General features: G+C 60.4%; 18 protein-coding genes. 2 read left to right on the top strand and 16 right to left on the bottom strand.

What is annotated here, in order from left to right; translation table 11 throughout:
* Positions 1-8 precede the first annotated feature (8 nt).
* Positions 9-3,905 (bottom strand): phosphoribosylformylglycinamidine synthase, encoded by a 3,897-nt coding sequence (gene purL / locus ACKPCU_RS06490; protein WP_321351761.1) that lies wholly within the window; start codon positions 3,903-3,905, stop codon positions 9-11.
* Positions 3,906-4,063: 158 nt separating this feature from the next.
* Here purL and mltF point away from each other — a divergent pair, with 158 nt between their 5' ends.
* Positions 4,064-5,506, top strand: a complete 1,443-nt coding sequence (mltF, locus tag ACKPCU_RS06485) for a membrane-bound lytic murein transglycosylase MltF (RefSeq protein WP_321350788.1) — start codon at positions 4,064-4,066, stop codon at positions 5,504-5,506.
* Positions 5,507-5,872: 366 nt separating this feature from the next.
* On the opposite strand, the gene tadA is transcribed toward mltF, so the two are convergent.
* From tadA to ACKPCU_RS06460, 5 genes are all read right to left on the bottom strand, one after another.
* Complete coding sequence (gene tadA, locus ACKPCU_RS06480) at positions 5,873-6,331, bottom strand: tRNA adenosine(34) deaminase TadA (protein ID WP_104739732.1); 459 nt, start codon at positions 6,329-6,331, stop codon at positions 5,873-5,875.
* 23 nt (positions 6,332-6,354) lie between these two features.
* A complete protein-coding gene (gene cysN, locus ACKPCU_RS06475; RefSeq protein WP_104739733.1) occupies positions 6,355-8,262 on the bottom strand; it encodes a sulfate adenylyltransferase subunit CysN in 1,908 nt (635 codons plus the stop codon).
* Between the two features lie 49 nt (positions 8,263-8,311).
* Positions 8,312-8,653: a four helix bundle protein gene (locus tag ACKPCU_RS06470; protein WP_096003141.1), complete on the bottom strand. Its 342-nt coding sequence runs from the start codon at positions 8,651-8,653 to the stop codon at positions 8,312-8,314.
* A gap of 83 nt (positions 8,654-8,736) precedes the next feature.
* Positions 8,737-9,639, bottom strand: coding sequence for a sulfate adenylyltransferase subunit CysD (cysD, locus tag ACKPCU_RS06465; protein ID WP_104739734.1), 903 nt, complete (start codon positions 9,637-9,639; stop codon positions 8,737-8,739).
* A gap of 353 nt (positions 9,640-9,992) precedes the next feature.
* Complete coding sequence (locus tag ACKPCU_RS06460) at positions 9,993-10,751, bottom strand: Nif3-like dinuclear metal center hexameric protein (protein ID WP_321351758.1); 759 nt, start codon at positions 10,749-10,751, stop codon at positions 9,993-9,995.
* A gap of 159 nt (positions 10,752-10,910) precedes the next feature.
* Between ACKPCU_RS06460 and ACKPCU_RS06455 the strand changes: the two genes are divergently transcribed.
* Positions 10,911-12,029, top strand: a complete 1,119-nt coding sequence (locus tag ACKPCU_RS06455; RefSeq protein WP_321350782.1) for a S1C family serine protease — start codon at positions 10,911-10,913, stop codon at positions 12,027-12,029.
* On the opposite strand, the gene hisC is transcribed toward ACKPCU_RS06455, so the two are convergent.
* The 10 genes from hisC to ACKPCU_RS06405 all read right to left on the bottom strand — a co-directional run bounded on the left by hisC (position 12,026) and on the right by ACKPCU_RS06405 (position 19,838).
* Positions 12,026-13,081 carry a histidinol-phosphate transaminase gene (gene hisC / locus ACKPCU_RS06450; RefSeq protein WP_321350781.1) on the bottom strand — a complete coding sequence of 352 codons (1,056 nt, stop codon included), beginning with the start codon at positions 13,079-13,081 and terminating at the stop codon, positions 12,026-12,028. The genes ACKPCU_RS06455 and hisC overlap by 4 nt on opposite strands.
* A 107-nt stretch (positions 13,082-13,188) precedes the next feature.
* Entirely contained in the window at positions 13,189-14,499 is a 1,311-nt protein-coding gene (gene hisD, locus ACKPCU_RS06445) for a histidinol dehydrogenase (RefSeq protein ID WP_104739738.1), read from the bottom strand.
* Between the two features lie 45 nt (positions 14,500-14,544).
* On the bottom strand, positions 14,545-15,186 hold the full coding sequence (hisG, locus tag ACKPCU_RS06440) for an ATP phosphoribosyltransferase (protein WP_104739739.1): 642 nt from the start codon (positions 15,184-15,186) through the stop codon (positions 14,545-14,547).
* A 12-nt stretch (positions 15,187-15,198) separates the two neighbouring features.
* The gene (gene murA, locus ACKPCU_RS06435; RefSeq protein WP_104739740.1) at positions 15,199-16,464 is read right to left on the bottom strand and encodes a UDP-N-acetylglucosamine 1-carboxyvinyltransferase; all 1,266 of its coding nucleotides are present in this window, start codon (positions 16,462-16,464) and stop codon (positions 15,199-15,201) included.
* A 21-nt stretch (positions 16,465-16,485) separates the two neighbouring features.
* Positions 16,486-16,725: a BolA family protein gene (locus tag ACKPCU_RS06430; RefSeq protein WP_104739741.1), complete on the bottom strand. Its 240-nt coding sequence runs from the start codon at positions 16,723-16,725 to the stop codon at positions 16,486-16,488.
* A 47-nt stretch (positions 16,726-16,772) separates the two neighbouring features.
* Entirely contained in the window at positions 16,773-17,093 is a 321-nt protein-coding gene (locus ACKPCU_RS06425; protein ID WP_170063112.1) for an STAS domain-containing protein, read from the bottom strand.
* Positions 17,090-17,731 (bottom strand): MlaC/ttg2D family ABC transporter substrate-binding protein, encoded by a 642-nt coding sequence (locus tag ACKPCU_RS06420; RefSeq protein WP_321350776.1) that lies wholly within the window; start codon positions 17,729-17,731, stop codon positions 17,090-17,092. Before ACKPCU_RS06420 ends, ACKPCU_RS06425 begins: the two co-directional genes overlap by 4 nt.
* Positions 17,732-17,759: 28 nt before the next feature.
* On the bottom strand, positions 17,760-18,224 hold the full coding sequence (gene mlaD / locus ACKPCU_RS06415) for an outer membrane lipid asymmetry maintenance protein MlaD (RefSeq protein ID WP_104739744.1): 465 nt from the start codon (positions 18,222-18,224) through the stop codon (positions 17,760-17,762).
* Between the two features lie 19 nt (positions 18,225-18,243).
* On the bottom strand, positions 18,244-19,023 hold the full coding sequence (gene mlaE, locus ACKPCU_RS06410) for a lipid asymmetry maintenance ABC transporter permease subunit MlaE (RefSeq protein WP_373289809.1): 780 nt from the start codon (positions 19,021-19,023) through the stop codon (positions 18,244-18,246).
* On the bottom strand, positions 19,020-19,838 hold the full coding sequence (locus tag ACKPCU_RS06405) for an ATP-binding cassette domain-containing protein (protein WP_104739746.1): 819 nt from the start codon (positions 19,836-19,838) through the stop codon (positions 19,020-19,022). Before ACKPCU_RS06405 ends, mlaE begins: the two co-directional genes overlap by 4 nt.
* Positions 19,839-19,844 lie beyond the last annotated feature (6 nt).

The following is a 19,844-nucleotide window of genomic DNA, read 5'->3' as shown; positions in this document are numbered from 1 at the left end:
ACTCGCGATTAACCGATCCAGGCGCGGGCGTTGCGGAACATGCGCATCCAGCCGCCGTCCTCGCTCCAGTCATCCGGATGCCAGGAGTTCTGCACGGCGCGGAATACGCGCTCTGGGTGCGGCATCATGATGGTGACGCGACCGTCGCGGGTAGTCAGGCCGGTAATACCGCGCGGCGAGCCGTTCGGGTTGGCCGGGTAGCGTTCGGTCATTCGACCACGGTTGTCGACGTAGCGCAGAGCAACCGCGTTGGCTGCCTCACAGGCGTCAACGGCGGCGCTGTTGGCGAACTCGGCGTGGCCTTCACCGTGGGCGATGGCAATCGGCAAACGGCTGCCGACCATGCCGCTGAGGAAGATCGACGGTGACGGCTGCACTTCGACCATGGCGACACGCGCTTCAAACTGCTCGGAGCGGTTGCGCACAAAGTGCGGCCAGTGGTCGCTGCCAGGAATCAGCTCACGCAGGTTGGAGAGCATCTGGCAGCCGTTACACACGCCGAGGGCGAAGGTGTCCGGGCGGGCGAAGAACGCGGTGAAGGCTTCGCGGGCGATGCTGTTAAACAGAATCGACTTGGCCCAGCCCTCGCCGGCGCCGAGGACGTCGCCGTAGGAGAAACCGCCGCAGGCAACCAGGCCGCGGAAATCGGTCAGGTCAACACGACCGCTGAGAATGTCGCTCATGTGCACGTCGACCGCGCTGAAACCGGCGCGATTGAACGCAGCAGCCATCTCGACCTGACCATTGACACCCTGCTCGCGCAGAATGGCAACGCGCGGGCGAGCGCCCTTGCTGATGGCGGGTGCAGCAACGTCTTCGTTGATATCAAAACTGAGCAGCGCGTGCAGACCCGGGTTGGCGTCGTCGGCGATATTCTCGAACTCCTGATCCGCGCACTCGGCGTTGTCACGCAGGCGCTGAATCTGCCAGCTGGTTTCGCTCCAGGCCTGTTGCCAGACCGCGCGGGTGTTTTCCAGCACCGGCTTGCCGTTGAACTCGAAGCGGATACTCTGCTCGCTACTCGGCTGACCGATCACCGCGCTGCAGTCACCCAGCCCGGCGGCAGACAATTGCACCAGCACTTCTTCGGTATCGTCCTGCGATACCTGAATGACCGCACCCAGCTCTTCGTTGAACAGCACCTCAGCCAGCGCACCGGCGTCCTGCGCCAGCACGTCGAGGTTGATGTTCAGACCACAGCGGGCAGCGAAGGCCATCTCGGTCAGGGTGGTGAACAGGCCACCGTCGGAGCGGTCGTGGTAGGCCAGCAGCAGTTCGTCCTGGTTCAGCCCCTGAATCACGGCGAAAAAGGCCTTGAGGTCTTCTGCGTCGTCCAGATCTGGCACTTGCTGGCCGATCTTGTTGTAGACCTGCGCCAGCGCCGAGCCGCCCAGACGGTTCTGGCCACGACCCAGATCGATCAAGATCAGGTCGGTCGCACCGTGATCCAGACGCAGTTGCGGCGTCAGGGTCGCGCGCACGTCCTGTACCGGCGCAAAACCGGTGACGATCAGCGACAGCGGCGAGGTGACCGACTTCTCCTGACCGGCTTCATCCCAGCGCGTCTTCATAGACATGGAATCCTTGCCGACCGGAATGGTGATACCCAGCTCGGGGCACAGTTCCATGCCGACCGCCTTGACGGTGTCGTACAGGCGCGCGTCTTCACCCGGGTGACCGGCAGCGGACATCCAGTTGGCCGACAGTTTGATGTCGGACAGCTCGTCGATACGGGCCGCAGCCAGGTTGGTAACGGTTTCGGCAACCGCCATGCGGCCGGAGGCCGGAGCGTTGAGCAGCGCCAGCGGCGTGCGCTCGCCCATGGCCATGGCTTCACCGGTGTTGACGTCGAAGCTGGTGGAGGTGACGGCACAGTCAGCCACCGGCACCTGCCACGGGCCGACCATCTGGTCGCGGGTGACCATACCGGTGATGCTGCGGTCGCCGATGGTGATCAGGAACTGCTTGCTGGCAACCGCCGGCAGACGCAGCACGCGTTCGGCAGCATCGCTCAGATTCAGCTCGTTGGCGCTGAACTCGTCGCCCTGCTCGGCTTCACGCTCGACGTTGCGGTGCATGCGCGGCGGTTTGCCGAGCAGAACCGAGAGCGGCATATCAACCGGCTGGTTGTCGAAGTGAGTATCGTTGAGCAGCAACAGTTGCTCTTCAGTCGCTTCGCCAACAACGGAAAAGGGGCAACGCTCACGCTGACAGATGGCTTCGAAACGCTCGTAATCGGCGTTCGGCACAGCCATCACGTAGCGCTCCTGAGACTCATTGGACCAGATTTCCAGCGGGCTCATGCCCGGCTCGTCGTTCGGCACGTTACGCAGCTCGAAGCGACCGCCGCGGCCACCGTCGTTGACCAGTTCCGGGAAGGCGTTGGACAGGCCGCCCGCGCCCACGTCGTGGATAAAGGCAATCGGGTTCTTGTCGCCCAGCTGCCAGCAACGGTCGATGACCTCCTGACAGCGACGCTCCATCTCAGGGTTTTCACGCTGCACGGAGGCAAAATCCAGATCCTCGGCACTGGCACCGGTAGCCATGGAAGACGCCGCGCCGCCACCCAGACCGATCAGCATCGCCGGGCCACCGAGCACGATCAGCTTGGCGCCAACCGGGATATCGGACTTCTCGACGTGGGTCGCACGAATGTTGCCCATACCGCCGGCGATCATGATCGGCTTGTGGTAACCACGGGTTTCCGGGCCACGGGGCGAGTCGATGGTGGTCTCGAAGGTACGGAAGTAGCCGTTCAGGTTCGGACGACCAAACTCGTTGTTGAACGCGGCGCCGCCGAGCGGGCCCTCGATCATGATCTGCAGCGGAGTGACGATACGCGAGGGCTTGCCGTTGTCTTCTTCCCACGGCTGAACGAAGCCCGGGATACGCAGATTGGATACGGTAAAACCGGTTAGGCCGGCTTTCGGCTTGCCGCCGATACCGGTCGCGCCTTCGTCACGAATCTCGCCGCCGGAACCGGTAGACGCGCCCGGGAACGGGGCAATCGCGGTCGGGTGGTTGTGGGTTTCCACCTTCATCAGGATGTGTACCGGCTCTTCATGGGCGCGGTACTCGTTGCTGCCCGGCACCGGGAAGAAACGGCCTGCGGTAAAGCCTTCGATCACAGCCGCATTGTCTTTATAGGCCGACAGTACGCCTTCGCTGTGCATCTGATAGGTGTTCTTGATCATGCCGAACAGGCTCTTGTCCTGCGCCTGACCGTCGATATCCCAGCTGGCATTGAAGATCTTGTGACGACAATGCTCGGAGTTGGCCTGGGCGAACATCATCAGCTCGACGTCGCTCGGGTTGCGGCCAAGGCCGGTGAAGCTCTCGACCAGATAGTCGATCTCGTCTTCGGCCAGTGCCAGACCCAGGCTGCTGTTGGCTTCAACCAGAGCGTCACGGCCACCGGCCAGAATATCGACACGCTGGAACGGCTTGGGCTCGGTGTGGGCAAATAGCGCTACCGCAGCCTCTAGGTCATCCAGCGCCAGTTCGGTCATGCGGTCGTGCAGCTCGGCTTTCAGCGTCGCGCGATCGTCGGCGGACAGCGTGCCGCTGACGTAGTAGGCAATACCGCGCTCCAAACGCAACACCTGAGCCAGGCCACAGTTACGGGCGATGTCGGTCGCCTTGCTGGACCACGGCGAAATAGTGCCGAAACGCGGCACCACCAGCACCAGTTCGCCAGCCGGCTCTTCAACCGGAACAGACGGACCATAGCGCAGCAGGCGGTCAAGCACCTGTGCGGATTGCTCGTCCAGATCAGCGCTCAGCTCGGCGAAATGCATGAACTCGGCGTACACCCCGGTTACTCCGGCAAGGCGGCTTTGCAGCTTGGCGAGCAACTTGGTACGACGAAAATCGGAAAGGGCTGGGGCTCCACGCAGGATATGCATGTCGGTATCGGCCTCGGAGATGCGAACAGTGGGAAAAAAGAGGCGCATAGGATACCCCAAGCGGGGCGCTGGAGCCATGCCGAGCACAGTCAGCCGATCAGCTGTGCCGATTACGTTGACGACTATTGCCGCACCGCACTTTTGCCTATACTGGCGCCATGCATCGACCAGCCCTTCGCCCCATTCGCTTCAAGGCTCTGGCCATCGCGCTCTGCGCTGTTCTGTTGGCCGCCTGTGAGCAAAGCAGTCAACTGGAGCAGATTCAGGAGGCAGGCTCGCTGCGGGTGATTACCCGCAATACGCCAACCACCTTCTATCAGGATCGCAACGGTGACACCGGCCTAGAGTACGAGCTGGCCAAGCGTTTTGCTGACAGCCTCGGCGTATCGCTGGACATGCAGGCCGCTGATACGGTCGACAGCCTGTACCAGCAGCTGAGCAACGCTGATGGCCCGGCGTTGGCCGCAGCCGGGCTGACGGTCAACCCGGCCCGCAGCGAACAAATTCGCTTCGCAACCCCCTATCTCGACGTCATTCCCCAAGTGGTCTATCGCCGCGGTAGCCGCAAACCACGCAGCATCGAAGAGCTGTACGACAAACGCCTGATGGTCCTCAAGGGCAGTACGCTGGCAGACCAGTTGCGGGCGCTGCAGGCGACCCACCCGGAGCTGAACTTCGAGGAGTCCGACAGCGTTGAAGTGGTCGACCTGCTGCGCATGGTCAACGACGGCGAGATCGACAGCGCCGTGGTCTACTCCAACGAACTGGTGGTCAATCAGGCGTTCTACCCGGCAGTCAGCGTCGCCTTCGACCTGAGCGACAGCCAGCCAATGGCCTGGGCGCTGCGCGAGTACGCCGACACTACCCTGCTCGACGCGGTCAATGGCTTCTTCGCCCAGATCAAGGACGATGGCACGCTGGATCAACTGATCGAGCGCTTCTACGGCCACTCGGACGTACTCGATTACGTTGGCGCCCGCGCCTTTGCCACCCATATGCAGACCCGTCTGCCGCGCTACGAGACCTTCCTGCGCCAGGCCGGCGATCAGAACGGGCTGGACTGGCGGCTCTTGGCAGCCATGAGCTACCAGGAGTCACTCTGGGACCCGGACGCACGGTCAGCAACCGGTGTACGAGGCCTGATGATGCTGACCCTGCCGACTGCCAAATTTGTCGGCGTGACCAACCGGGTCGACCCGCAACAGAGCATCAACGGTGGTGCCCGCTACCTGATCTGGGTGCGCGACCAGATTCCGGCCGACATTCCAGAACCGGATCGCACCTGGTTTGCATTGGCGGCCTACAACGTCGGCCTCGGCCATCTGGACGACGCCCGCAAGCTGACCGCCGACGGCGGCAGAGATCCCAATCGCTGGATTGATGTGAAGGACTTTCTGCCACTGCTGCAGAAAAAACAGTGGTACAGCAAGACACGTTACGGCTACGCCCGCGGCTCTGAACCGGTGCACTACGTGCAGAACATCCGTCGCTACTACGACATCCTGCAATGGGTCACCCAACCGCAGTCCGAATCCCGCCAGCAACCCGCCGAGCAATATCACGCACCGGGGATTCTCGAGCAGTTGCCGGATGGGGTGTAGCGCAGCGCAGCGCGGAGCGCTGCGCTGCGCTACACAGCTGGAAGCTATAAGCGGCAAGCCTCAAGCTAAAAGCAAAACCACCTCCTCTGGGAAGTGGGTGGTCATAGCCTGGTGCCGTCTTGATGCCGTTTTGGCGGAGACGCCGTTGGCTTACTCCGCCCTACAACACCGCGACACAGCGTCAACCCGTAGGGCGGAGTAAGCGAAGCGCCTCCGCGGTATTCACACACGCCTTTGCTTTGTCCGCCCTACAGGGAGGTCGACGACGAATGGGATGAAACACCTCGCGCGCACCGCCACGCCGCAAAGAACCATAAAAAAAACCGCGCAATTCAACACCGCGCGGGTTTTGCTTGTAGCTTAAGGCTACGCCTTACGCCTGTCCCTAAAAAACGCCGACAACAACGCCCCACACTCCTCAGCCAACACCCCACCCTCAACCTGCATGCGATGGTTCATCCACGGTTGATCCAGCACTTGGCTGCGGCTGGCGACAGCGCCGGCACGCGGCTCACTGGCACCGTAGACCAGACGTGCGATACGACTGTGAATCAACAGGCCGGAGCACATGGTGCAGGGTTCGAGGGTGACGTAGAGAGTGGTGCCGGGCAGGCGGTAATTCTGCAGGGCCGTTGCGGCCTGGCGAATGGCGACCATTTCAGCGTGTGCACTGGGGTCAAGACTGGTGATCGGTTGGTTGAAGCCCCGGCCAATCACCTGCCCATCCTGCACCAGCACGGCGCCGACCGGGACTTCTCCCCGTTCGGCGGCCAGCCGGGCTTCGGCTAGCGCCAGCCGCATGAAGTCGATATCCGCTGGCGTCATACTCTGCCCTTTTTCGCTGTTGATCAGATCAGCTTGCGCTCGCGCAGCAGGCCAACCACCTGCTCAACACAGCCTTCCAGATCCAGCTCGGCGGTATTGAGGACCAGATCAGCATCGGTCGGCGCTTCATACGGGAACGACACACCAGGGATGGTTCCTTCGACGTTGGCCGCGTAGATACCGGACGGGTCACGCTGCTGGCACACATCCAGCGGGGTGTTCAGATGCACCAGCAGGCAGCGGTCGCCGAGGATATGACGCGCAGTAGCGCGGCTTTCCTCGGTCGGTGCAACGAAGGCACCAATCGCAATCAGACCAGCCTCGTTCATCTGGCGAGCAATGCGCGCGCCCTTGTGCAGGTTCTCAGCACGGCCGGCAGCGTCCATCGCCAGACCCTTGCTCAGGTCCTGACGCAAGACCTTGCCGTCCAGCACGTAGCAGGCACGACCACCATCAAACAGCTTGCGCTCCAGCGCGTAGGCGATGGAGCTTTTGCCTGAGCCAGACAGCCCGGTAAACAGAATGGTGACCGGCTCCTGACCGAAGCGCTCGGCACGTTCGGTCGCCGTCACGTGCGCCAGACGGCCGTGATGACCACCCGTGGTGTTCTGACCATCCTGCGCCTTGGCAACGATCATGCCGGCACCCACAGTGCCGTTGGTCATGCGATCAATGACGATAAAGGCACCCGAGGTGTGGTTACTCTGATAGTCGTCAAAGGCAATTGGACGCTCAAGCGCTACCTGCACCCGGCCAATCTCGTTCAGCGCCAGCTGGGCAGCAGGCTGCTGCTCCAGCGTGTTGACGTCGATACGGTGCTGAATACGGGTAAAGGACGCAGGGCTGTAGCTGGTGGCACGCTTGATGTCGTACTTGCGGCCCGGCTGCATCGGTTGCTCGGCCATCCATACCAGTGTCGCTTCGAACTGATCACCGATCAGTGGCAGGTTGTCGGCGTGGCACAGCATGTCACCACGGGAGATGTCGATTTCGTCTTCCAGTGTCAGGGTAACGGCCTGGCCCGGACCAGCCTCTTCCAGCTCACCATCGAAGGTCACGATGGACTTCACACGACTGCCCTTGCCGGACGGCAGCACGGTCAGCTCGTCGCCCTTGCGTACGACACCAGAAGCGACGGTACCGGCGAAGCCACGGAAGTTCAGGTTAGGACGGGTTACCAGCTGCACCGGGAAACGCAGGTCAGTGGTGTTGCGGTCGCTGGCGATCTCGACGGTCTCGAGAATCTCCATCAGCGACGGGCCGGTGTACCACGGGCTGCGCTCGCTGCGATTTACCACGTTGTCGCCCTTGAGCGCCGACATCGGCACGAACTGCACCTTGTCGCCGTCGAGCAGCTCCAAACCGGCGGCGAACTGCAGGTAGTCTTCACGGATCTTGTCGTAGACGGTCTGATCGAAGTCCATCAGGTCCATCTTGTTGACCGCGACGACGATGTGCTTGATGCCCAGCAACGAGGCAATGAAGCTGTGACGCTTGGTCTGGGTCTGCACGCCGTAGCGGGCGTCAATCAGGATGATCGCCAGATCACAGGTAGAGGCGCCAGTCGCCATGTTGCGAGTGTACTGCTCATGGCCGGGGGTGTCGGCGATGATGAACTTGCGCTTGGCGGTAGAGAAGTAGCGATAGGCAACGTCAATGGTGATGCCCTGCTCACGCTCAGCCTGAAGACCGTCTACCAGCAGCGCCAGATCCACTTCCTCGCCGGTGGTACCAGACTTCTTGGAGTCTCGGGTAATGGCTTCCATATGATCTTCATAGATCATCTTGGAGTCATGCAGCAGGCGCCCGATCAGGGTGCTCTTGCCGTCGTCGACGTTACCGCAGGTCAGAAAGCGCAGCAGTTCCTTGCGTTCGTGCTGGCTCAGGTAGGCCAGGATGTCCTGGCTGATCAGATCGGATTGATGCGACATCTATCAAAGCTCCAAGCTGCAAGCTGCAAGCGACAAGCGGCCCCTGCAGCTATTCGGTAATTCGGTTAATCAAGCCTGTCAGCATTCGCGACAGCTCGCGGGTCTCACTGATCCAGTGTGTGGCCAGTGTCAATTCCAGAAACTCTATCTCCTGCCCCACCATCAACTGGGTTCGCACCTCAGCGCATGAGCCTTTGGCTACGCTGAGAAAATACCGCTTCTCGGCGTTGCCTCCACGCTCCATCCCCTCGGCAATGTTACTGGGAATAGACAGCGCGGCCCGTGTCAGCTGGTTACGAAACCCGTAATCGGGGCAGTTTGCCAGCGCCCTGTACATGGCAACAGACAACGCCTTTCCACGCTGCCACACTTCAAGCCGTTCGAAATCCATCAGCAACCTCCATGTTGCCTGCTCAAGCAGCCCTCCAAAGCGACTCAGCCCGGCTTGTCGCTTGCCGCTTGAAGCTTGTGGCTCTAGAAATAACCCTGACGCTTCTTCTCTTCCATGGAGCCAGCGGAGTCATGGTCAATAACGCGGCCCTGACGCTCGGAGGTCTTGGTCAGCAGCATTTCCTGAATGATTTCCGGCAGCGAGGCGGCGCTGGACTCTACCGCCCCAGTCAGCGGGTAGCAGCCCAGCGTCCGGAAGCGAACCATCTTCATCTCCGGCGTCTTGCCGTCCAGCGGCATGCGGTCGTCGTCGACCATGATCAGCGAGCCGTTGTACTCAACGACCGGACGTTCGGCGGCGAAGTACAGCGGCACAATCGGAATGCTTTCCAGATAGATGTATTGCCAGATGTCCAGCTCGGTCCAGTTGGACAGCGGGAACACGCGGATGCTTTCGCCCTTGTGCACCTTGCCGTTATAGATATTCCACAGTTCTGGACGCTGATTCTTCGGATCCCAGCGGTGGTGCTTGTCGCGGAAGGAGTAGACACGCTCCTTGGCACGGGACTTCTCTTCGTCGCGGCGCGCGCCACCGAAGGCTGCGTCGAAGCCATATTTGTCCAGCGCCTGCTTCAGGCCCTGGGTCTTCATGACGTCAGTGTGCACCGCGCTGCCGTGGGTGAACGGGTTAACGCCCTGGGCGATACCTTCCGGGTTCTGGTGTACCAGCAGGTCGAGATCCATCTCCTTGACCATCTTCTCGCGGAACTCGTACATCGCCTGGAATTTCCAGCCGGTGTCCACGTGCAGAACCGGGAACGGCAGACGGCCCGGGTAAAAGGCCTTGCGCGCCAGATGCAGCATCACGGCGGAGTCTTTACCGATCGAATAGAGCATGACCGGGTTCTGGAACTCGGCAGCCACTTCACGAATGATGTGGATGCTTTCCGCTTCCAGTTGCTTCAGATGGGTCAGTTTTTCCAGCATGGTGTACTCACGTTGAATGGCTAGCGGCCGCATGGCCCGATTCGACTGGCGGGCATTGTATCAAAGGGTGTTTCTTATAATAAGCAGCCCATCAAGAACCTTCAGCTATATGGATATGAAAAAAGCAGCGGCAAGCGGCAAGCGGCAAGCGGCAAGCGGCAAGCGGCAAGCGGCAAGCGGCAAGCGGCAAGCGTAATCAGGGTGAGTGCCGCGACTGGGTCGTCCAGCGCTTCCTGAAGTTCTTTTCACCCTCGCCCCTCCACAACCGAAACCCAGCGCTACGCGACCGTGAGGGTTTTGCTTGAAGCTTGCGGCTTGAAGCTTGTAGCTCAGCGCTACGCGCTTCGCGCTGCCTACACCGGATTATCAATATCGATAAACTGGTGCTCCAGACCGAAGGTTGCGGCCAGATGCTCTCCCAGCGCCTTGGCGCCATAGCGTTCGGTAGCGTGGTGGCCGGCGGCGCAGAAATGAATGCCGTTTTCCCGCGCAGCGTGTACCGTTGGCTCGGAGACTTCGCCGGTGATGAAGGCATCCACGCCCAGTGTGATGGCCTTGTCGATATAGCCCTGCGCCGCACCCGTACACCAGGCAATACGCTTAACCGGACGGTCATGACCGGCAACAAACAGCGGCTCACGCTGGAGCCGCGCGCCTAGCAGCGCCGCCAGTTCCTCGCCCGAGCACGGTGCCGCCAGCTCGCCGGTCAGCCCCACCGAACGGGGATTGTTCGGCTCAAGTCCACCGCTGATCTGCCAGCCCATCAACCTCGCCAGCTGCACGTTGTTGCCCAACTCAGCGTGCACATCCAGCGGCAGGTGGTAGGCCACTAGGTTGATGTCGTTCTGCAGCAGGGCTTTCAACCTGCGCTGCTTGACGCCAACCACGGCAGCGGACTCGCCACGCCAGAAATAACCGTGGTGCACCAGCAACAGGTCAGCCTGGGCGGCGATGGCGGCATCGACCAGCGCCTGACTGGCGGTAACACCGCTGACGATGCGGCGAATCTCGCTGCAGCCCTCAACCTGCAAACCGTTGGGGCAATAATCCTGGAAACTGCCGCTGTCGAGCAGCTCGTTGCAGTAACGTATCAGCGCGTCGCGATCGACCATGGTGCCTCCGGTGGGGTCAGCTGGAAAAGTCGCCATTGTCCGGCCTCCGCCGAACGGTTACAAGGATGTCACCAATGCCCTGCAGAATCCGCTGCAAGCCCGTATAATGCCGCTCACACCGGTCGGCAACGGCCAGCACAGAAGACGGGTAGGTTTTTGATGAAAGAACTGTCACGCGCGATGGGATGGCCGGTTGTTTGCGGCATCCTGCTGGCTCTGCTGATCATTCAGCAGTTCCCCCAATGGATTGGACTGCCTGCCCACGATATTGTCCTGCGCGAAGTCTCCGAGCCACGCTCCAACATGGGGCTGGTGTCCTACAGCCACGGCGTGGAACGTGCCGCCCCTGCCGTCGCCAACATCTATACCAGCAAGGCAGTCGAGCCCGGTGCCGACGGCTCGCTGCGCGACTACGCCGACAGCCTGCCCGCACCAGCGCGTCGTCAGTCCAGTCTCGGGTCTGCCGTGATTCTCAACTCTGACGGCTATCTGCTGACCAATAACCATGTAATCGCCGGTGCCGATGAAATTCTGGTGGCACTCAAGGATGGCCGTGAAGCGCTGGCCACCCTGATCGGCACCGATCCGGAAACCGATTTGGCCGTGCTCAAGATCGACTTGCCCAACCTGCCAGCCATCACCATCGACTCCCGTGACGAGCAACGCATTGGTGACGTGGTCATGGCCATCGGCAACCCGTTCGGCCTCGGCCAGACCGTCACCATGGGCATCATCAGCGCCACCGGCCGCAACCAGCTGGGACTCAACACCTACGAAGACTTCATCCAGACCGATGCAGCCATCAACCAGGGCAACTCCGGCGGTGCGCTGGTGGACGCCGAAGGCAATCTGATCGGCATTAATACGGCAATCTTTTCCCAATCCGGTGCAGCGCAAGGTATCGGTTTTGCCATTCCGGTTCGGCTGGCGGTCGAAGTCATGCAGGCAATCATTCAGCACGGCCATGTCATTCGCGGCTGGCTGGGGGTTGAGGTGCAACCACTGACTCCGGAGCTGGCCGAATCGTTCGGGCTGGACGTCAGTCAGGGCATCGTCGTGGCCAGTCTGTATCGCAACGGACCAGCCTGGAATGCGGGCCTTCTGCCAGGTGACGTCATTCTGAAAATCGACGGTGTACCCGCCAACAGCGGCCGTCAGGCGATGAATCAGGTGGCGCGGGCCAAGCCCGGCGACAGCATCAGACTGGATGTATTGCGCAACGGCGAACCCGCAAGCTTCAAGGCTGAGGTTGGGGTCCGCCCGTCGTTCCGGACTTAAAGCAGGGCGTCCAGCGCCGCCAGCAGTGCGGCGTTCTGTGCTTCGGTGCCGATGGTAATACGCAGGAACTGATCAATCCGCGGCTGTTTGAAGTGACGCACGATCACTTTATGCTCGCGCAACCCCTGAGCCAGCCCGGCAGCATCGCGATTGCCATGACGGGCAAACACGAAGTTGGCCTGTGACGGCAGCACTTCAAAACCGCGCTCGCCGAGCGCAGCACTCAACGCCTCGCGACTGCGAATAACCGCCTGACGGGTCTGATCAAACCAGCCCTGATCCTTGAACGCTGCAACCGCACCGACGATCGCCAGACGGTCCAGCGGGTAGGAATTGAAGCTGTTCTTGATCCGCTCCAGTGCCTCGATCAAGTCAGCATGACCGACCGCCAGCCCGACCCGCAGCCCGGCCAGCGAGCGCGACTTGGACAGCGTCTGGGTCACCAACAAATTCGGGTAACGCTCAACCAGCGCAATCGCCGTCTCGCCACCGAAGTCAACGTATGCCTCATCAACCACCACGACCGAGTCCGGGTTGGCTACGAGAATGGCTTCGATGTCCGCCAGCGGCAGACCGACACCAGTCGGCGCGTTGGGGTTGGGGAAGATGATGCCGCCGTTGGGCTTGGCGTAATCCGCGGTGTCGACAGTGAAATCATCACGTAACGGCTGCGGTGCCGCCTCGATACCGTACAACCCGCAATAGACCGGATAGAAGCTGTAGGTAATGTCCGGGAACAGCACTGGCTTGCCGTGCTGAAACAACCCATGAAAGATGTGCGCCAGCACCTCATCCGAACCATTACCAACAAACACCTGGGACTGCTGAACCCCGTAGTAGCGGGCGATCTCATCCTTCAGCGCGTCGGCATTCGGCGCTGGGTACAGGCGCAGACTGTCGTTCAGCTCAGCCTGAATGGCATCGACTACCAGCGGCGACGGGCCATAGGGGTTTTCATTGGTGTTGAGCTTGACCAGGTTTTCAACCTTGGGCTGCTCTCCCGGCACATACGGCACCAGGTCCTTGACGAAGGGGCTCCAGAAACGACTCACGGGCAATCCTCAATTGAGCTTCAAGCGGCAAGCTGAAAGCTTCAAGCCAGACCTCGCGAGCCAAGCCTGCATCGCTCGGCTTGTCGCTTGCAGCTTGAAGCTAACAGCTAGTTCTTAATGCGGTATTCCGCGCTACGTGCGTGCGCTGTCAGGCTTTCGCCACGGGCCAGCACAGAGGCGGTTTTGCCCAGCTCCGAAGCACCGTCCGGCGAGCAGAAGATGATCGACGAACGTTTCTGGAAGTCATAGACCCCCAGCGGCGAGGAGAAACGTGCGGTGCCGGAGGTCGGCAGCACATGATTGGGGCCAGCACAGTAGTCGCCCAGCGCCTCAGGGGTGAAGCGCCCCATAAAGATCGCGCCAGCGTGGCGAATCTTCGGCAGTAGCGCATCAGGATCAGCAACCGACAGCTCAAGGTGCTCCGGAGCAATGCGATTGGCCAGCTCACAAGCCTGCTGAAGATCATCAACCTTGATCAGCGCACCGCGATTTTCCAGTGAAACGCGCACGATGGCATCACGCTCCAACTCACCGAGAAGGCGATTCAGACTGGCCTCCACGGCATCCAGGAAGGCAGCGTCCGGCGACAGCAGAATGGACTGAGCATCTTCGTCGTGCTCAGCCTGCGAGAACAGGTCCATGGCGATCCAGTCCGGGTCGGTCTGACCGTCGCAGACCACCAGAATTTCAGATGGTCCAGCAATCATGTCGATACCGACCTGACCAAACACGGCGCGCTTGGCGGTGGCCACATAGATATTGCCGGGGCCGACGATCTTGTCGACCTGCGGTACAGTCTCGGTGCCATAGGCCAGCGCCGCGACGGCCTGCGCACCGCCAATAGTGAACACGTGATCAACACCAGCCAGACAGGCCGCCGCCAGCACCAACTCATTGATTTCGCCACGCGGGGTCGGCACCACCATCACCACTTCCGGCACACCAGCAACCTTGGCCGGAATGGCGTTCATCAGTACCGACGACGGATACGACGCCTTGCCGCCCGGCACATAAAGACCGACACGGTCCAGCGGGGTGATCTTCTGACCGAGCACGGTGCCGTCGGCTTCGGTATAGCGCCAGGAGTCCTGACGCTGGTGTTCGTGATAGCTGCGCACACGTTCAGCGGCCACTTCCAGCGCGGTGCGCTGTTCAGGCGTAATCCGTTCAAGCGCCAGCTCCAGACGCGCACGGTCCAATGTCAGATCAGCCATGCCGGCAACCGACAAGCCGTCAAAACGCTCGGTGTATTCCACCAGCGCTGCATCGCCACTGGAGCGCACTGCAGCAATGATTTCTTCAACCCGGTCGTTGACCGCCTTGTCCGAGACACCTTCCCAGGCCAGCAGTGCATCCAGATGCTGGGCAAAATCGCTCTGATTGGCGTTCAGACGGGCGATTTTCAGCGGCGTACTCATAGCGATACCTTCAGCGGTTCAGGAAACGGGTTAAGTGAAATGGGGTCAGGCGTTGCGACGCTCTACCGCCTCGGCCAGTTGATCAATCAGTCGCTTGATGCGGGCATGTTTCATCTTCATCGAAGCCTTGTTGACGATCAAGCGCGAACTGATGTGAGCGATCAGTTCCTGCGGCTCCAGACCATTGGCCTTGAGCGTATTCCCGGTGTCGACCACATCGATGATCTTGTCAGCCAGACCAACCAGCGGCGCCAACTCCATGGAGCCGTACAGTTTGATGACGTCAACCTGACGACCCTGCTCGGCGTAGTAACGCCGGGCGACATTGACGAACTTGGTCGCGACCTTCAGGCGACCTGTCGGCTCCGGCGCATCAACCGGACCAGCAGTCATCAGCTTGCAGACGGCAATTTTCAGATCCAGCGGCTCGTAGAGCCCCTGGCTGCCGTACTCCATCAGCACGTCTTTGCCAGCCACGCCCAGGTCGGCAGCACCGTGCTCAACGTAGGTCGGTACATCCGTCGCGCGCACAATCAGCAGGCGCACATTCGGATCAGTGGTCGGGAAAATCAGCTTACGGCTTTTCTCCAGATCCTCGGTCGGCTCGATGCCCGCCTCTTTCAGCAGCGGCAGGGTGTCGTCGAGAATGCGCCCCTTGGACAGGGCAATGGTCAGACTCTGGCTCATGAAAACTCTCTATCAGGCTGGGACCCGGCGAATGATACCGCCCAGGGCTTGCAGCTTCTCTTCAATGCATTCGTAACCGCGATCAATGTGGTAGATGCGATCAACCAGGGTGTCACCATCGGCAACCAGGCCTGCGATCACCAGGCTGGCCGAGGCGCGCAGGTCGGTCGCCATGACCGGTGCCGCTTTCAGGCGCTCGACGCCGGTCACGATGGCAGTGTTGCCCTCAACCAGAATACGCGCCCCCATGCGGTTCATTTCCTGAACGTGCATGAAGCGGTTCTCGAAAATGGTCTCGATCACGGTACCGGTGCCTTCAGCAACGGTGTTCATGGCCACGAACTGCGCCTGCATGTCGGTCGGGAACGCCGGATACGGAGCCGTCTTCAAGTTGACCGCGCGCGGACGATTACCCTTCATGTCCAGCTCGATCCAGTTCTTGCCAGTATCGATGTGGGCGCCCGCCTCTTCCAGCTTGAGCAGCACCGATTCAAGAATCGACGCGTCGGTGTCCTTCAGCTTGACCCGGCCACGGGTAGCGGCGGCGGCTACCAGGAAAGTACCCGTTTCGATGCGATCAGGCATAACCGAGTAACGCGCACCGTGCAGACGCTCAACACCGTGAACGATGATGGTATCGGTGCCATGACCGGTGATCTGCGCACCCATGGCGATCAGGCACTCGGCCAGGTCCACCACTTCAGGCTCGCGCGCGGCGTTTTCGATGACGGTCTTGCCCTTGGCCAGGGTCGCCGCCATCAGGATGTTCTCGGTACCGGTCACGGTCACGGTATCAAACAGGAAGTGAGCGCCACGCAGGCCACCTTCCGGCGCTGTTGCCTTGATATAACCATCTTCAACGATGATCGTTGCGCCCATCGCTTCCAGACCACGAATATGCAGGTCAACCGGACGCGAACCAATGGCGCAGCCGCCGGGCAGCGCCACTTCAGCCTTGCCGAAGTGGGCTACCATCGGGCCGAGAACCAGAATCGACGCACGCATGGTCTTGACCAGCTCATAGGGCGCCACCAGTGAGGTAATGCGGGTGGGATCGACTTCAACACCCAGGCGCTCGTCGATGACAGGCAGCACACCCATGCGGCCGAACAGCTCGATCATCGTGGTGATATCGTGCAGGTGCGGCAAGTTGGAAATGGTGACAGGTTCATCCGCCAGCAGCGTGGCGGCGAGGATCGGCAGGGCCGAGTTCTTGGCCCCGGAAATCCGGATTTCCCCATCCAGGCGATTGCCGCCGGTGATGATCAGTTTGTCCATACGCGGTACGTACTCCAGACCTCAGGCGCGCGACGCCCAGGCCTCCTGGGTGTAAAACTTCATGGTAACGGCGTGAATACGACCGTCGGCAATATAGTCATTGAGCAGGCTATATATCTGCTGCTGACGCTTGACCGGCGACAGTGCTGCCAGGGTGTCGCTGATCACGTTGAGCTGAAAGTTGCAGCCCTCGCCCTCGACCTCAACCCGGGCATCAGCCAGGCTGGATTCGATCAGCGCCTTTACTTCATTCGATTGCATTGCTGATTACTCCTTGCGGCGCCTCGCCGTAGCGGAACACCTGAACTCTAGTTGGCTTGCGCCCGTTCTACTCCGACCAGCCAGTCATCCAGCCCACAGACCCGGGCGATGCTTTGCAGGCCGGCAGGAACCTGGCGTAGCTGAAGCTGACGACCCTGCTGCTGACAGCAGTCGGCTATCCGCAAAATCAACGACAGGCCAACACTGTTGGCCTGTGTCACGTCAGACATATCGAGCACCAGCGGCCCCTGCTCCTGCCCTGCAATCTCCTCCAGCCTTGCCCGGAGCGCTGAAGCAGATTCAAAGTCAATCACCCCGGCAACACGAACAACGCCCTGGGCATCGGTCTGAACGCTGGCGTCGCTCACTGCTGAACCTCTTGCGAGGCAACGTCGCGCGACTTGGCCACTACCGAGCCCCAGTTATCGATAACCGCATTGAGGTCGTTGTTGTGTGTCTTCATTGCCTGAGCGAATTGATCCCGGAACAGCAGACCGATGTTGATACCTTCCACAATGACATTGCGCACTTTCCACTGGCCATTGATATCCGTCATGGTGTAGGTGGCTGTGTAGACCTGACCATCGTTGGCCTTGACCTGCATGTCTACGCTGGCCCGATCCGGGCGCGGTTCGCGATTATTGGCCGGCAATACCGTGATTTCACCACTATTGAAGTCAAGCAGGGCGTTACCGTAGAACTGCACCATGCTGCGCTTGAAGGTTTCGATAAAGCGCTGCATTTGCTCATCTGTGGCACCACGACTGTAGCGCACCGTCATCACGCTGCGAGCGATACCGTCAAAGTCGACAACCGGTTCCAGCACTTCGTTAAGGCCCTGGGTAAAGGCTTCAACATCATTGCGATAGGTTTCACGGTTGGCGTCGAGCACGTCCATAACCTTATGCGAGGTGTCTTCTACTACCTGCTGCGGAGTAGCAGACGCAAAGGCCAGCGCAGGCAGCAGCAGGCCAACAGCAAAAAGGGCGTTAATCAGTGGGCGCATCGTGTATCTCCTGTGTGGCTGACCGGAATCAGTCTTCCTTGCTTACCGTATTGAGCAGGAACCGGCCGATCAGTTCCTCAAGCACCAATGCCGACTGGGTGTCGTAGATTTCGCTGCCATCAACCAACAGGTCATCTTCACCACCCACCGAGATACCAACGTACTTCTCTCCCAGCAGACCGGCGGTCAGGATGGAAGCCGTGCTATCGGCAGGCAGCGTGTCGACGTCACTGTAAATAGCCATGTCGACCCGCGCACTGTAGCGATTCTTGTCAAACTCGATCGCGGTGACCTGACCAATGGTCACACCGGACATGGTGACTTTGGCGCGCGGCGTCAGGCCGGCCACATTGTCGAAGTAGGCATGCACGCTGTAGGTGCTGCTGGCGCTGCCTGGCGTCAACCCGGCCACACGCAGCGCCAGCACTGCCAGCGCCAGCACACCGGCCAGAATAAATACGCCGACAGTCAATTCCAGATTACGGGTACGCATTTGATGATTCCTTGGCTAATCAAAACATCAGGGCAGTGAGGATGAAGTCCAGCCCCAGCACTGCCAGCGACGCATAAACTACGGTGCGTGTGGTTGCGCGGCTGATGCCTTCTGAAGTGGGTTCGCAGTCATAGCCCTGAAATACCGCAATCCAGGTGACAACGAAGGCAAATACCACAGCCTTGATCAGGCCGTTAAGCACGTCATCGACGAACTCCACCGAATTCTGCATATTCGTCCAGTACGACCCGGAATACACGCCCAGCCAGTCGACTGCGACCATAGCGCCACCCCAGATGCCGACCACGCAGAACACCATCGCCAGCAGTGGCATCGAGATAAAGCCGGCCCACAGCCGAGGTGCAATCACATACTTGAGCGGGTCAACACCGATCATCTCCATACTGGACAACTGCTCGGTAGCCTTCATCAGGCCGATTTCGGCGGTCAGTGCAGAACCTGCGCGGCCAGCAAACAGCAGCGCCGTCACAACGGGGCCAAGCTCACGCAGCAACGTCAGGGCAACCATCTGCCCAACCGCCTGCTCGGAGCCGTAGCCAACCAGAATGTTGTAACCCTGCAGCGCCAGCACCATACCGATAAAAAGACCAGAAACCACAATGATGGCCAGCGACAGCACACCGACCGAATGCAGCTGTTTGATCAGCAGCGCCCAGGCATTACCGAACCGCGCCCGGCCGAACAGAACATTAACGAGAAACAGCCCGGAGCGACCCAACGCTGTAATGGTGTCCAACCCGGCCCGGCCGAGCAGTACCAATCTGTCGACTGCACTCACGCGTCTTTCTCCGCTTGCATCAGATCCTTCAAGTAATCCTGGGCAGGAAAGTGGAATGGCACCGGACCATCGGGCTCACCCTGCATGAATTGGCGAATGCGTGGATTGTCAGAGTTCATCAACTCATCCGGCGTTCCCTGCCCCAGCACCTGCCCATCGCCAACCACATATAAATAGTCGGCAATGCTCGCGGTTTCGGCCAGGTCATGCGAAACAACAATACTAGTCAAGCCGAGCGCGTCGTTAAGCAGACGAATCAAGCGAACCAGCACCCCCATCGAGATCGGGTCCTGGCCGACGAAAGGCTCGTCATACATCATCAGCTCGGGATCGAGCGCAATCGCTCGCGCAAGCGCTACCCGCCGCTTCATGCCACCGGACAGTTCATCCGGCATCAGGTCACGCGCACCGCGCAAGCCGACTGCCTGCAGTTTGAGCAGGACAATGTCACGAATCATGTCTTCCGGCAGTTCGGTGTGAACGCGGAGCGGAAAAGCCACGTTCTCAAACACGTTCAGGTCGGTAAACAGCGCACCGCTCTGGAACAGCATCCCCATGTCCTGCCGGGCAGCGAACAGCTGCTCGCGTTCCAGTTCCGGGATGTTACGACCGTTCACCCAGATCGACCCACGTTCGGGTCGCAGCTGCGCACCGATCAGCCGGAGCAAGGTAGTCTTGCCACAGCCGGAGGGCCCCATGATGCCGGTAACCTTACCGCGGGGAATACGGATATCCACGCCATCAAAGATGACCCGCTGGCCGCGCCGAAAGGTCACGTCCTGCAGGTCTACGATGTAATCTGACACGTCGGTCATAGTGAT

The sequence above is a fragment of the Halopseudomonas oceani genome (genome assembly GCF_963677335.1).
Lineage (GTDB): Bacteria > Pseudomonadota > Gammaproteobacteria > Pseudomonadales > Pseudomonadaceae > Halopseudomonas > Halopseudomonas oceani.
Note: the sequence above shows the minus strand (reverse complement) of the source record. Positions and strands in the feature narration are given on the sequence as shown.

What these genes read in the sequence shown, in the direction of transcription:
- tadA (WP_104739732.1), bottom strand. Translation starts at nt 6,331, where the DNA reads ATGACGCCAGCGGATATCGACTTCATGCGGCTGGCGCTAGCCGAAGCC.
- ACKPCU_RS06430 (WP_104739741.1), bottom strand. Translation starts at nt 16,725, where the DNA reads ATGCAATCGAATGAAGTAAAGGCGCTGATCGAATCCAGCCTGGCTGAT.
- hisG (WP_104739739.1), bottom strand. Translation starts at nt 15,186, where the DNA reads ATGAGCCAGAGTCTGACCATTGCCCTGTCCAAGGGGCGCATTCTCGAC.
- ACKPCU_RS06455 (WP_321350782.1), top strand. Translation starts at nt 10,911, where the DNA reads ATGAAAGAACTGTCACGCGCGATGGGATGGCCGGTTGTTTGCGGCATC.
- murA (WP_104739740.1), bottom strand. Translation starts at nt 16,464, where the DNA reads ATGGACAAACTGATCATCACCGGCGGCAATCGCCTGGATGGGGAAATC.
- mlaD (WP_104739744.1), bottom strand. Translation starts at nt 18,224, where the DNA reads ATGCGTACCCGTAATCTGGAATTGACTGTCGGCGTATTTATTCTGGCC.
- purL (WP_321351761.1), bottom strand. Translation starts at nt 3,905, where the DNA reads ATGCATATCCTGCGTGGAGCCCCAGCCCTTTCCGATTTTCGTCGTACC.
- hisD (WP_104739738.1), bottom strand. Translation starts at nt 14,499, where the DNA reads ATGAGTACGCCGCTGAAAATCGCCCGTCTGAACGCCAATCAGAGCGAT.
- cysD (WP_104739734.1), bottom strand. Translation starts at nt 9,639, where the DNA reads ATGCTGGAAAAACTGACCCATCTGAAGCAACTGGAAGCGGAAAGCATC.
- cysN (WP_104739733.1), bottom strand. Translation starts at nt 8,262, where the DNA reads ATGTCGCATCAATCCGATCTGATCAGCCAGGACATCCTGGCCTACCTG.
- ACKPCU_RS06460 (WP_321351758.1), bottom strand. Translation starts at nt 10,751, where the DNA reads ATGGTCGATCGCGACGCGCTGATACGTTACTGCAACGAGCTGCTCGAC.
- ACKPCU_RS06420 (WP_321350776.1), bottom strand. Translation starts at nt 17,731, where the DNA reads ATGCGCCCACTGATTAACGCCCTTTTTGCTGTTGGCCTGCTGCTGCCT.
- mltF (WP_321350788.1), top strand. Translation starts at nt 4,064, where the DNA reads ATGCATCGACCAGCCCTTCGCCCCATTCGCTTCAAGGCTCTGGCCATC.
- ACKPCU_RS06405 (WP_104739746.1), bottom strand. Translation starts at nt 19,838, where the DNA reads ATGACCGACGTGTCAGATTACATCGTAGACCTGCAGGACGTGACCTTT.
- ACKPCU_RS06470 (WP_096003141.1), bottom strand. Translation starts at nt 8,653, where the DNA reads ATGGATTTCGAACGGCTTGAAGTGTGGCAGCGTGGAAAGGCGTTGTCT.